At 69.1% G+C, this 12,764-nt stretch carries 13 protein-coding genes; 6 read left to right on the plus strand and 7 right to left on the minus strand.

Annotated elements, in window-relative coordinates; translation table 11 throughout:
• Positions 1–14 precede the first annotated feature (14 nt).
• From H9656_RS04595 to H9656_RS04605, 3 genes are read right to left on the minus strand one after another with little or no spacing between them, the layout of a single operon-like run.
• Positions 15–356 (minus strand): ArsC/Spx/MgsR family protein, encoded by a 342-nt coding sequence (locus tag H9656_RS04595; RefSeq protein WP_191743055.1) that lies wholly within the window; start codon positions 354–356, stop codon positions 15–17.
• Between the two features lie 2 nt (positions 357–358).
• Positions 359–889, minus strand: coding sequence for a hypothetical protein (locus H9656_RS04600; protein WP_191743056.1), 531 nt, complete (start codon positions 887–889; stop codon positions 359–361).
• A gap of 23 nt (positions 890–912) precedes the next feature.
• Positions 913–1,377 carry a hypothetical protein gene (locus H9656_RS04605; RefSeq protein ID WP_191743057.1) on the minus strand — a complete coding sequence of 155 codons (465 nt, stop codon included), beginning with the start codon at positions 1,375–1,377 and terminating at the stop codon, positions 913–915.
• A 117-nt stretch (positions 1,378–1,494) separates the two neighbouring features.
• Here H9656_RS04605 and H9656_RS04610 point away from each other — a divergent pair, with 117 nt between their 5' ends.
• The 5 genes from H9656_RS04610 (at position 1,495) to H9656_RS04630 (ending at position 8,040) form a co-directional block, all read left to right on the plus strand.
• Positions 1,495–2,751: a hydrolase gene (locus H9656_RS04610; protein WP_191743058.1), complete on the plus strand. Its 1,257-nt coding sequence runs from the start codon at positions 1,495–1,497 to the stop codon at positions 2,749–2,751.
• A 4-nt stretch (positions 2,752–2,755) separates the two neighbouring features.
• Positions 2,756–3,763, plus strand: coding sequence for an arginine N-succinyltransferase (locus H9656_RS04615; protein WP_191743059.1), 1,008 nt, complete (start codon positions 2,756–2,758; stop codon positions 3,761–3,763).
• 14 nt (positions 3,764–3,777) lie between these two features.
• Positions 3,778–5,196, plus strand: a complete 1,419-nt coding sequence (gene astD, locus H9656_RS04620) for a succinylglutamate-semialdehyde dehydrogenase (RefSeq protein WP_191743060.1) — start codon at positions 3,778–3,780, stop codon at positions 5,194–5,196.
• Entirely contained in the window at positions 5,193–6,527 is a 1,335-nt protein-coding gene (gene astB, locus H9656_RS04625; RefSeq protein ID WP_191743061.1) for an N-succinylarginine dihydrolase, read from the plus strand. The genes astD and astB overlap by 4 nt, the downstream gene beginning before the upstream one ends.
• A gap of 85 nt (positions 6,528–6,612) precedes the next feature.
• The gene (locus H9656_RS04630; RefSeq protein ID WP_191743062.1) at positions 6,613–8,040 is read left to right on the plus strand and encodes an alkaline phosphatase PhoX; all 1,428 of its coding nucleotides are present in this window, start codon (positions 6,613–6,615) and stop codon (positions 8,038–8,040) included.
• Positions 8,041–8,266: 226 nt separating this feature from the next.
• On the opposite strand, the gene phhA is transcribed toward H9656_RS04630, so the two are convergent.
• The gene (phhA, locus tag H9656_RS04635) at positions 8,267–9,142 is read right to left on the minus strand and encodes a phenylalanine 4-monooxygenase (RefSeq protein ID WP_191743063.1); all 876 of its coding nucleotides are present in this window, start codon (positions 9,140–9,142) and stop codon (positions 8,267–8,269) included.
• A gap of 201 nt (positions 9,143–9,343) precedes the next feature.
• On the opposite strand from phhA, the gene H9656_RS04640 reads away from it, so the two are divergent.
• Positions 9,344–10,453, plus strand: coding sequence for a Ppx/GppA phosphatase family protein (locus H9656_RS04640; RefSeq protein ID WP_191743748.1), 1,110 nt, complete (start codon positions 9,344–9,346; stop codon positions 10,451–10,453).
• Positions 10,454–10,460: 7 nt separating this feature from the next.
• Here H9656_RS04640 and H9656_RS04645 read toward each other — a convergent pair whose 3' ends face one another.
• From H9656_RS04645 to coaD, 3 genes are read right to left on the minus strand one after another with little or no spacing between them, the layout of a single operon-like run.
• Positions 10,461–11,342 (minus strand): peptidylprolyl isomerase, encoded by an 882-nt coding sequence (locus H9656_RS04645; RefSeq protein WP_191743064.1) that lies wholly within the window; start codon positions 11,340–11,342, stop codon positions 10,461–10,463.
• Between the two features lie 32 nt (positions 11,343–11,374).
• Positions 11,375–12,208, minus strand: coding sequence for a peptidylprolyl isomerase (locus tag H9656_RS04650; protein ID WP_191743749.1), 834 nt, complete (start codon positions 12,206–12,208; stop codon positions 11,375–11,377).
• Positions 12,209–12,234: 26 nt separating this feature from the next.
• A complete protein-coding gene (gene coaD, locus H9656_RS04655; protein WP_191743065.1) occupies positions 12,235–12,720 on the minus strand; it encodes a pantetheine-phosphate adenylyltransferase in 486 nt (161 codons plus the stop codon).
• Positions 12,721–12,764: the final 44 nt, after the last annotated feature.

Here is a 12,764-nt window from a genome sequence, read left to right on the forward strand (position 1 = left end):
ACGGGGCGGCGGCCTTAAACCACGCCCAGCACAGCCTCCACCGGCCGCCCGATCGCCGCGCCCTTCGGCGTCTCGACAATGGGGCGCTCGACGATGACCGGGCTCTCGATCATGGCGGCCAGGACCGATGCGTCGTCCGCGTCGGCGGCCAGAAGTTCGGCCGCCTTGGCCTCCTTCTTTCGCAGAAGGCCCTTCAGCCCGCCGCCCGTCCCGCGCGCCAGACGGTTCAGCGTCTCGGCGTCCCAGCCGGCCTTCAGATACTCGACCACCGTCGGCTCGATCCCGCGTTCACGCAGCAGTTCCAGCGCCTTGCGCGAGGTCGAGCATTTCGGGTTGTGATAGAGGGTGACGCTCATGATCAGAAGCTCCGTTTCAACCGGCTCAGCATCAGGCCGCCGCGTACGGCGGCCGCATATAGAAAACCTGTCGCCAGCATGATGATCCACTGCACGACGGCGAGAGGCCCATACAACTGACCGGCCTCTTCGCCCAGCAGGGCGAAACCGTTGACCATGCTGAGCAGGCTATAGGCCAGAAACGCCAGCATGAGGGCCGGGATCAGCCAGGTCATCTTGCGCCACTGCACCACGGCCAGCACCAGATAGACCGCCGACAGGACAACTACGCCCCCGATCATGACCGGCGTCATGGCGGTCATGACGCCCTCGAACATCGCCTGATCCTGGGCCGGAACGGCGCCGCCCTGCATCATCAACGCGGCGGACTGCTCCATTTTGTCAGACAACGTCGGCAGACCCGCCAGGCCCTGAACGGCGCCGATGACCAGGGCGGCCGCGCCGACACGCGCAGACCGCTGCGCCTCCGCCATACCGCGCGGCGGGATCATCGGATTGGCTGCACGCAGCCAGAGTCTCAGTTTCTGGTTCACTTCGCCTCCCCCATGTCGCGCGCTCAGGCTCTGTTTGCTGACGCGAACCGCGCCATGCCCGTGGCCCCGCGCAGGCCTCCAATGTGCAGCAACAGGCACAGGATCATGGCCGCCCCCGCCACGCCGAAGCTCCAGCCCGGCAGGCCCGCCGCGCCCAGCGGCGCCCCGACCATCAGGCTGACCGACAGGGCGCTGAGCTCATAGATGGCCCACACCATGCCGAAGCCCGGCAGCAGCCGGTTCGGTCGCCGCCACTGCATCCGCCCCAACAGAAAGGCGATCGCGGCGAAGAAGACGGCGAAGCCCGCCGTCGTCCCGCGCATGGCCTCATGCTCCGCCGCGCCCATGAACCAGACCAGGGCCGCCTGCATCAGGCCGACCGCGCCCCAGATCCAGAAGGCGATGGCGCTGCCGCGCGCCAGCGCCGCCGCCGTCTCGGCCGAATCGACCGGGGCGAAGGGTTGAGGCGGTGCGATCCGACGGTTCATGCGCGAGTCCCTGACTGAGGCGGCGAAACTATCCCGCGCCGCCCCTGAATCCCAAGTGCGTGAGAGAGATATAGCCCCGCCTTCACCTTTTTCCTGCGCCCGTCTAGGCTCGCCGCCATGCGGATCGAACCTCAGGATCAGGCCGTGCTGGACCACGTCGCCACCCGTGGCGACGCCATCGTTCAACGCGCTATCGACTGGTCCGACATCAACTCAGGCAGCCGCAACGCCGAAGGTCTGGCGCGGGTTCTCGACGTTCTGGAGGCGACAGCGCGCGCCGCTTTCGGCACAGCCACGGTCGAGTGCGTGCCGACCCAGGGCTCGACCACCGTCTCCGACAGCGGCGCGGTGATCGCCGAGAGCTACGCCGACTGCCTGAAGATCACCGCCCGGCCCGAGGCGCCGCTTCAGGTCGTGCTGACCGGCCATTACGACACCGTCTTCCCCGTCGACAGCGCCTTCCAGCGCGTCGTCACGCGCGACGACGGCGCCCTGAACGGCCCCGGCATCGCCGATATGAAGGGCGGGATCAGCGTCATGCTGGCCGCGCTCGAAGCCTTCGAGACCCACCGGGACAAGGCCCGCGTCGGCTGGACCGTCCTGCTGTCCCCCGACGAAGAGATCGGCTCGCCCGCCTCAGCCCCCCTGCTGGCGCAACTGGGCGCGCGCGGCCACGTCGGCCTGACCTATGAACCGGCTCTGTCGGACGGCACCCTGGCGGGCGAGCGCAAGGGCAGCGGCAACTTCCACCTGATCGTCACCGGCAAGGCCGCCCACGCGGGCCGCGCCTTCCACGAGGGCGCCAACGCCGTCGCGGGCGCCGCCATCATCGCCGCCCGCCTGCACGGTCTGAATGGCCAGCGCGAGGGCGTCACCGTCAACGTCGCCAAGATCGCGGGCGGCGGCCCCCTGAACGTCGTGGCCGACAACGCCGTGGTCCGCTTCAACGTCCGCGTGCCCGACGCCCAAAGCGCGACATGGATCGACGAGACGGTGCGCGCCCTCGCCGCCGAACCGCCCTTCCCCGGCCTGACGCTGGACCTGCACGGCGGCATGACCCGCGCGCCCAAGCCGATGGACGCATCGCAGACCGCCCTGTTCCACGCCGTGCGCGACGCTGGCGACCTGCTGGGCCAGACCATCGCCTGGAAGCCCTCGGGCGGCGTCTGCGAGGGCAACAACCTGCACGCCGCAGGCCTGCCCAACGTCGACACCCTGGGCGTCGTCGGCGGCGACATCCACTCGGATCAGGAGTTCGCCTGGCCCGCCAGCTTCGTCGAACGGGCGCAGCTGTCAGCCCTGATCCTGTGCAAGATCGCCTCGGGCGAGATCGACGCCCTCAAACTGAAACAGCTCCGACTGGAGACGATGTAACCGCATGCTCGTTGTTCGCCCCGCCGGTCCCGCCGACCTTCACCACCTGCTCGAACTGGCCATCCTGTCCGGCCCCGGCTTCACCAGCCTGCCCGAGGACGCCGATGTCCTGAGCGACCGCCTGGAGGTTTCGGCGGCCAGCTTCGCCGGAAGGCTGGGCCCCGAGGCGGCGTGGTACACGCTGATGCTTGAGGACGGCGACACGGGCGACATCGATGGCGTCGGCTCGGTCAAGGCCACCGTAGGCCTGAACCGGCCGTTCTTCTCGTTCCGCGTGGTCAACAACACCGTCCAGTCGCCGTCGCTGAACGTGAAGCTGAACCATCAGACGCTGGTGCTGGTCAACGAATGCACCGGCTGGACCGAGGTCGGTTCCCTGTTCCTGAAAGCCGACCGGCGCAAGGGCGGCGCCGGGCGCCTGCTCAGCCAGTCGCGCTATATGCTGATCGGGGCCCAGCCGGACCTGTTCGCCGACAATGTGCTGGCCGAACTGCGCGGGGTCTTCACGCCCGACGGCTACTGCCCCTTCTGGGACCATGTGGCGCACAAATTCTTCCCGATGGACTTCGACGACGCCGACCGCATGACCGGCTCGACCGACAAGCAGTTCATCCTCGACCTGGCCCCTCGCCACCCCATCTACATCGACCTGCTGCCCGAACCGGCCCGCGCCGTGATCGGCAAGGTTCACCCGCAGGGCGTGCCCGCTATGGCCCTGCTGGAAAGCGAAGGCTTCCGCCCCAATGGCCTGGTCGACATCTTCGACGCCGGCCCGACCGTCGCCTGCGGCCGCGACAACATCCGCACCGTGCGCGACGCCCGCGTCCTGACCGCCCGCATTGAAAAAGAGGTCGAGGTCGACCTGCCCTCCCTCGTCTCGACCGACAGCGTCGCCGCCTTCCGCGCCGTGCGCGCCCGCGTCCTGGTCGACGGCGACCTGGCCCGCATGACCCCCGACGTCGCCGCCGCCCTGAAGATCAAGGACGGCGCTGTCGTCCGCGTGAAATCCTGAACCGAGTGCCCGCCATGACCCGTTTCACCTCGACCAACCCCGCCACCGGCGAAACCGTCTGGGAGGGCGAAGCCGCCTCCGTCGAACAGGTCGGCGCCGCCGTCGAGGCCGCCCGCGCCGCCTTCCCCGACTGGGCCGACCGTCCGCGTCAGGACCGCATCGACGCGGTGAAGCGCTATCAGGCCGTCCTGAAGGAGCGCGCCCCGGAAATGGCCGAGGCCATCAGCCGCGAAACCGGCAAGGCCCTGTGGGAGACCAAGGCCGAACTGGCCTCCATGCAGGGCAAGGTCGACATCTCCATCCGCGCCTATGACGAGCGCACCGGCGAGCGGTCTAACGACACCGCCTTCGGCCGCGCTGTCCTGCGTCACCGCCCGCACGGCGTCTCGGCGGTGCTCGGCCCGTTCAACTTCCCGGGCCACCTGCCCAACGGCCACATCGTCCCGGCCCTGCTGGCAGGCGACACCGTGGTGTTCAAACCGTCCGAGGAAACGCCCCTGACCGGCCAGCTGATGGCCGAATGCCTAGAGGCCGCCGACCTGCCCGAGGGCGTGTTCAACATGGTGCAGGGCGGGCGCGAGACCGGCGCGGCCCTGCTGGATCAGCCCATCGACGCCCTGATGTTCACCGGCTCGGGCGCGGCGGGCGCGCACTTCCGGCGCAAGTTCGCCGATGATCCCCACGTCATCCTGGCGCTGGAGTTGGGCGGCAACAATCCGCTAGTCGTCTGGGACGCCGCCGACGCCGAAGCGGTCGCGGGCATCGTGGTCCAGTCCGCCTTCGTCACCACCGGCCAGCGCTGCTCCTGCGCCCGCCGCCTGATCGTGCCGGAAGGCGCCCAGGGCGACGCCATCGTCGAGGCCGTGGCGGCTATGTCCGACCGCCTGAACTTCGCTCCGTGGGACAGCGACCCCGAACCCTACGCCGGGCCGCTGATCTCGGAAAAGGCCGCCAGCAACGCGCTGGCCGCCCTGCAGCAGCGCATCGACGCGGGCGCGCGCGTGATCCGCGCTTCGGATCCGGTCGACAACCTGCCCGGCGCCTTCGTCAAACCCGCGATCATCGACGTCACTGGCGTCGCGGTCGAGGACGAAGAGATGTTCGCCCCCTTCCTGCAGGTGCTGCGCGTCCCAACCTTCGACGCCGCCGTCGCGGCCGCCAACGCCACCAAGTACGGCCTGTCCGCCGGTCTGGTCAGCGACGACGCCAAGCATTGGGACCGCTTCATCAACCGCATCCGCGCGGGCGTGGTGAACTTCAACCGTCCGACCACCGGCGCGGCGGGCGACATGCCCTTCGGCGGCCTGGGCGCCAGCGGCAACCACCGCCCCAGCGCCTGGTACGCCGCCGACTACTGCGCCTATCCGGTCGCCAGCTTCGAGGCCGATTCGGTCAAGAACATCGAAAGCGAGATCAAGGGCTTGCGGGGATGATCTCAGCAGTCGAGGCCAACGCCGACGGCCTGATCGGGCCGACGCACTCCTATGCGGGCCTGTCGCCGGGCAATCTTGCGTCCAGCCTGAACAAGGGCGAGGCGTCGAACCCGCGCGCGGCCGTCCTTCAGGGCCTCGACAAGATGAAGACCCTGGCCGACCTGGGCCTGCCCCAGTTCGTCCTGCCCCCGCATGAGCGGCCGAACATCCCCTTCCTGCGCTCGCTCGGCTTTTCGGGCTCCGACGCCCAGGTGCTGGAGCGCGCATGGAAGGATGCGCCCTCCTTCGCCGCCGCCGCCTGTTCGGCCTCGCCCATGTGGGCCGCCAACGCCGCCACGGTGACGCCCAGCGCCGACGCCCATGACGGCCGCGTCCATTTCACCCCCGCCAACCTGATCACCAACCTGCACCGCAGCCTTGAGCACGATCAGACCAAGCGCGCGCTGGACGCCCTCTTCCCCCACGCCAGCCGTTTCGCCGTCCACGACGCCCTGCCCTCGGTCGCCCATCTGGCGGACGAAGGCGCGGCCAACCACGTCCGCCTGTGCCGCGATCACGGCGAGCCGGGCGTCAATCTGATGGTCTGGGGCCGCGAGGCCTGGGAGCATTGGGACGGCCCCTATCCCGCCCGCCAGACGCGCGAGGCGTCCGAGGCGATCATGCGCCGCCACGCGGCGTCCGGCGCCGTCCTGGCGCGTCAGGGCAAGGCCGCCATCGCCGGCGGCACCTTCCACAACGACGTGGTCTGCGTCGGCGCGCTGGACACCCTCTTCTTCCACGAGCTGGCGTTCGAGGACACGGAGGCGACCAAGGCCGCCATCCGCGCCGCCGCCGACGGCTTCGAGCCTCAGTTCGTCGAGGTCTCGACCGCCGACCTGCCGCTGGCCGACGCCATCAGCTCCTATCTGTTCAACTCCATGCTGATCCGGGTTCCGGGCCAGGACCGCCTGACCCTGATCTGCCCGACCGAGACGCGCGACAACCCGCGTAGCCACGCGGTGGCGCAAGGGCTGGCCGCCTCCAACGGCCCGATCGGCCATGTCGAGTACGTCGATGTGCGCCAGTCGATGCGCAACGGCGGCGGCCCCGCCTGTCTCCGTCTCAGGGTCGTCCTGACCGAGGCCGAACTGGCGGCGACCAATCCCGCCATGCGCCTGACCGACACCCTGCACGCCCGCCTGTCCGACTGGGGCCGCCGCTGGTATCGCGACAGCCTGACGGCGCACGACCTGGCCGACCCCGCCCTGCTGGACGAGACGCGCGGCGCGCTGGACGAACTGACCCGGATCCTGAACCTCGGCGGCGGCTTCTACCCGTTCCAGCACGGCTAAGACGGGACCATCGGCCGCAGCCCGCGTCACCGCGCGGTCAAGCCGCCGTCATTGGACCGTAATGCACCGCTCGTAATCACGACGCATGATCGCTTCACGCCGCGCCTTCATGGCCTCCGCCGCCGCCCTCGCCCTGTCGGGCTACGCCAAACGCGCCCAGGCCGCAGCCGCCGAACCGGGCGGCTTCGTCGACGGCCCCTCGCGCAACGAGGTGTTCGGCTACGGCCCGATGAAGGCCGATCCCTACGGCCTGCTGGACCTGCCCGAGGGCTTCTCCTACCGCGTGGTGTCCCAGGCGGGCGAGACCATGGCCGACGGCCTGCTGACCCCTGACAAGTTCGACGGCATGGGCTGTTTCGGACTGGACGAGGACCGGGTGATCCTGGTCCGCAACCACGAGGTCAATCCGCTGGAGTTCAACGCCAGCGCCTGGGGCGCCAACCACCGGCTGGTCGGCGACCTGGATCGCGCCGATGTGTATGGCGTCTATCCTGACGAGTCCGGCGTCTACCCCCTGGGCGGCGGCACGACCACCGTCGTCTATAATCTCAGGACCGGCCGCACCGAGCGCCAGCACCTCAGCCTGGGCGGCACGGCGGTCAACTGCGCCGGGGGCGTCACCCCCTGGGGCTCGTGGCTCAGCTGCGAGGAGATCGTCGCCGGAACAAAGGACGGCCTGCCCCAGGATCACGGCTGGGTGTTCGAGGTGCCGTCGCGCGCCACCGGCCTGGTCGACCCGACGCCGATCCGCGCCATGGGCCGCTTCAAGCACGAGGCCGCCTGTATCGATCCGCGCACCGGTGTCGTCTACATGACCGAGGACACGAACGAGAGCCTCTTCTACCGCTACCTGCCGATCGACCCGCGCCGCCTGCAGGCGGGCGGCCGTCTTCAGGCCCTGGCCCTGGTCGATCAGGCGCGCGGCGACACCCGCAACTGGAACGACGTCCTGTGGCGTCAGGGCCAGCGCCTGGCCGTGCGCTGGGTCGATCTGGACCACGTTGAAAGCCCCGACGGCGACCTGTCGCTGCGCGGCCACGCCTCCGGCGCCGCCATCTTCGCGCGCGGCGAAGGCGTCCACTGGGCGGGCGACCACCTCTATTTCACCTGCACCTCGGGCGGCGTCGGCCGCCACGGCCAGATCATGCGCTACGTCCCCAGCCCGCGCGAGGGCCAGTCGGACGAGGCCAGCCAGCCGGGCATGCTGGAGCTGTTCGTCGAGGCGGGCGACCGCGCCGTGCTGGACTATGTCGACAACATCGCCATCGCCCCGAACGGCCACGTCATCGGCTGCGAGGACAAGCAGGTCGGCACCCAGCATGTGAAGGGCATCGCGCCCGACGGCCGCGTCTACGCCATCGCCCGCAACGCCATGCGCCACGACGCGGATGAATCGAACACCGAGTTCGCCGGCGTCTGCTGGGCCCCGGACGGCCGGACGATGTTCGTGAACCTGTACTCGCCTGGCATGACCCTGGCCGTCACCGGCCCTTGGGAGGGGTTCAGGGCCTAGGTTCCCGTCGCTCTCACGGTGCGGCTTGCCCGAGCGCGACGCAGATGGGGAGGACGTCAGCGCATCCTCCCCTTCCAAACGCAGGAATATCCCGGCGTCGGGGCGCGCGGACCCGCGCTTTCCTAACGCCGCCCGCGCCCATGCGATGATCTTTCCCCCGCGCCGCCGCAGAGGAGAGATTCAGACGATTCAGACGAATTGGACTCTGTTTTTTCGTCGGCTTTCGTCAGGCCGCGAAGCGTCCGCCCTTGGCCGCATAGGCTTGGGTGCCGCGCGTGAAGACCTTGTCCGTCGGCAGAACGGCCTCGATCGGCAGCGCCTCGGCGCCCTTCAGCCGCTCATAGACCGGACCGAAGTCCTGCAACGTCACCGTCTTCAGCGCCTCGATGCTGTCGATGACGAAATAGACCTGCTGGAAGTCGTCGATGCGGTACAGGGTCTTCATCACCCGCTCCAGGTCGAAGCCCAGGCGGTTCGGCGAGGGGTCTTCCAGGCTGAAGACGCTCTCGGTCGCCGACGAGACGATGCCCGCGCCATAGATGCGAAGGCCGTCCGCCTCCTGCATCAGGCCGAACTCGACGGTGTACCAGTACAGACGCGCCAGATTCGGCAGCATCCCCAGGGACGCCGCCCGCTGCCCGCCCTTGCCGTAGGCCTCCATATAGGCGGCGAAGTCGGGGTCGGTAAGCATCGGCACATGGCCGAACACGTCGTGGAAGATGTCCGGCTCCTGCAGGTAATCCAGTTGATCCGGCTTGCGGATGAACTGACCCGAGACGAAGCGGCGGTTGGCCAGGTGGTCGAAAAAGACCTCGTCCGGCACCAGTCCCGGCACGCACACCACGGCCCAGCCGGTCAGGGCCTGAAGCTTGGGGTTAATGACGTCGAAGTCGGGAATGCCGCCCGCGTTCAGGTCCAGGGCATCCAGCCCGCGCAGGAAGGCCTCGCTGGCGCGACCCGGCAGGACCTTCATCTGCCGCTCGTAAAGCGTGTTCCAGGTCTGATGCTCGACCTCGGTATAGGCCGACCAGTTCTGGGGAATGGTCCAGTCGGCGGCGGCGCCTTCCGGCGGCTGCTCGAAAACGTGCTCGAAGTCGGACATGGAACGCTCCTCACGGCTCTGATGGCCTTTCGGGGCAGATTAGCGCGGCGGTTCGTTGTCGTCACGCATGACTATTGCAACGCTGGGACGAGCCGCCTCATTCGTCACCGCCGGCGACGATGGGCTGGCGCGACAGGGAGTCGCGGTCTAACCTGTCGGAGACGGGCGCCGCTTCGGACCGCCCACATGAAAGCTCGGCCCATGCCGGAGACCCCTGGCGCGCCTGAACGGCGCGACTCGCGGTCCCTGCCTCGGCGTTCCCGCAGCGGCGGGAGCATCGATCGAGACGCCCCTCTGTACGGCGCGCTCGACCTGGGGACCAATAACTGCCGCCTGCTGATCGCGCGCCCGTCGCGCGATGGCTTTCGCGTGGTGGATTCCTTCAGCCGGATCGTGCGTTTGGGCGAAAGCCTGTCGCGCACCGGCCGCCTGGATGACCGGGCGATGGATCGGGCCTATGACGCCCTGGCCCTGTGCGCCGAGCGTCTGGTGCGCAAGGGCGTTGATCCCAAGCGCCTGACCGCCGTCGCCACCCAAGCCTGCCGCATGGCCGAGAACGGGCCTGCCTTCGTCGAGCGCGTGCGGCGCGGCACCGGCCTTCGCCTGCGGATCATCGACCCTTCCGAAGAAGCCGCCCTGTCGGTCGCGGGCTGTCTGAACCTGTTCGATCCGCGCGCCGAGGCGGTGCTGGTGATCGACGTGGGCGGGGGCTCGACGGAGCTGTCCTGGCTGATGAAGGGCGCGCGCGGCTTTGACACGGTCGCATGGATGTCGGCGCCGCTGGGCGTCGTCAGCCTGGCCGAGCGCCACCCGGAGCCCGAGGGCGGGACGAGCGAATGGTATGAGGCCATGGTCGCCGACTTCGGCGCCGCCATCGCCTCTGGCGGTCCCGACGGCCCCGACTTCCGCGCCCGCGTCGCAGAGGGCCGCGGCCACATGGTCGGCACCTCGGGCGCCATCACCAGTCTGGCCGGCATTCACCTCGGGCTGAGGCGTTATCAGCGCGACTTGGTCGATGGCCTTTGGATGACACGCGTGGACTGCGAGAAGGCGGCCGACCGCCTCATCGCTCTCGGCCCCGCCGGCCGCGCGGCGGAAAGCTGCATCGGTCCGGACCGCGCCGACCTGGTTCTGGCCGGCGCCGCGATCCTGGAAGCCGTCCAGCGCGCCTGGCCGTGCGAGCGCGTCCGCGTCGCCGATCGCGGCCTGCGCGAAGGCCTGCTGTTGCAAAAGATGCGCGAGGAGCGGCAAAAGCCCCGCCGTCGACGCCGCCGACGCGGTGGCGGCGCCAAGGCCGCCCCGTCAGAATAAGGCGGGGCTAGTCGACCTCGACGGGCAGATCGACGTCGCAGACCGAGAAGTCTGCCCCTCTGGCCGTCCGGGTCGCCTCGACCAGGGTTCGGAACGGGGCGCTGTCCGTGCTCAGCATGCGCACGGCAGGCCGCTCGCTCTGCGCCAAGTCGCCCGCCACCCGCACCCGCGTCATCGTGTCCGGGTCCGCGACGATGCCGTCAGGATTGGGGCTGAACTTCAAGGCCCGCACCACGTCCAGTCCCGAAACCACCCGGCCCCAGACCGTGTAACGCTTGTCCAACGCCGGATAGGGTTGGCGCATCAGGAAGAACTGGCTGTTGGCGCTGTCCGGCGCGTCATCGCGCGCCATGCCCGCCACGCCGGGGCAGTACAGTCCCCAGGCGTGAACCTTGCCGTCCGCCGTCGTGGCCATCACAGCGTCAGGCTGGGTCTGGACCGGCAGGGACTGCACGAAACCGACCAGCGCGCCCGCCGGGGCGGCCACGGCGGCGAAGGGCGTTTGGGCGTCGCGGCGGAAGGTGAACTCGGCCTTGAGGTCGGGGTGCCAGCTCTGCCCCTCGCCCGTGCCGAGCGGATCGCCCGTCTGGGCCATGAAGCCGTCGATGACCCGATGCCAGGGGATGCCGTCATAGAAGCCCGCCTTGGCCAGCAGGCGGATACGAGCGACATGGCCCGGCGCCGTCTCCGGTGTCATCTCCACCAGGATGCGGCCCTTGTTGGTGTCGATGACCAGCAGATTGTCCGGCGCGACAGCGCGCCAGTCGCCGGCGGCGATCGGCGACGCCTCGCTCTTTGAATCCGGGACCGCCGCCGCTCGGGCCTCGGCCGAGTTCACCAGAATGGCGGCTGTGAAAGCCGCTCCGATCGCAAGAAACCGCCGCTTCATGTCGCCGCCCCTCCCCGAGCGTGGCGAGCGCCTCAGCCGCCCTGCACAGGCGGCTGGACGTCGCAGATGTTGAATGTCCCGCCCTTTTCGGCGCGAGCCGCCTCGACGGCGGCGTTGAAGGGCGCTGAACCCGGCACTGCCACGCGGATCGTCGGCCGCTCGGCGTCAGGCATGGCGGAGGCCAGGCGAACGCGGGTCATCGCGTCGGCATCGGGGCCGACAGCGCCGTCGCTGGCCTCATCACCCTTCTTCAGCGATTTCACGACGTCCAGCCCCTGAACCACGCGCCCGAAGACGGTGTAGCCGCCGTTCAGATTGTCGTTCTGGCCCGTCATCAGGAAGAACTGGCTATTGGCGCTGTCGGGCGAGCCGGCGCGGGCCATGCCCGCCACGCCGGGGCAGAACAGCCCCTGCGCCGAGGTCTTGAAGTCGGCCGTGACGAACATCTGGGCGTCCGGTTGGGTGACGATGGGAATAGAGCCCATGACGCCGCGCAGGCCCGGCCCGCTGTTCTCGACCGGGGCGAAGCCGCTGTCGCGCCCGCGGCGGAAGGTGAACTCGCCCTTCAGGTCCGGCAGTTCGCTGCCGCCCTCGCCGGTGCCCTTGGGGTCGCCGGTCTGCGCCATGAAATCGGGAATGACGCGGTGGAATTTCAGCCCGTCGTAGAAGCCCTGATTGGTCAGGGTTCGGATACGCTCGATGTGGTTCGGCGCCGCGCGCGGCTCCAACTCGACCAGGATTCGGCCCTTGGCGGTGTCGATGACCCACAGGTTCTCGGGCGACACGGTGCGCCAATCACCCGACGGAGCGCTCGACTGAGCCATCACGCCGCCGGCCAGCAGGGCGGCCGTCGCCGCCAGCGCCATCACAGACTTGATCTTCAAACCCGACCTCAAACCTTCTGGACCTTGGCCAACACGCTCGCGGCGACGGCAGGGCTGACGAAGCTGTCGATCCGGCCGTCCAGCCGAGCGATTTCCTTCACCAGTCGCGAGGCGATCGCCTGATGCCGCGGATCGGCCATCAGAAACACCGTCTCTATGTCGCTGTTGAGGCGCTGATTCATCGCCGTCATCTGGAACTCATACTCGAAATCGGCGACCGCGCGCAGGCCGCGCACGATGACGCTGGCGTCCAGTTCCTCGGCGAAGTGCATCAGCAGGCTGGAAAACGGCCGCACCTCGATGTCGGCGTTGAAGCGCGCGACCTCAGACTTCAACATCTCGACCCGCTCGGCGGTCGAGAAGAGCGGGCCCTTGTCGTCGTTCTGGGCGACGCCGATCACCAGCCGGTCGACCAGCTTCACCGCCCGCCCGATGATGTCCAGGTGGCCGTTGGTGACCGGATCGAAGGTGCCCGGATAAAGTCCGATACGCATGGCCGCAGCCTCCCCATCGTTTGGGTCCGTTTAGCAGGTGCGAA

It is taken from the genome of Brevundimonas guildfordensis, assembly GCF_014836405.1.
Taxonomy (GTDB): Bacteria; Pseudomonadota; Alphaproteobacteria; order Caulobacterales; family Caulobacteraceae; genus Brevundimonas; species Brevundimonas guildfordensis.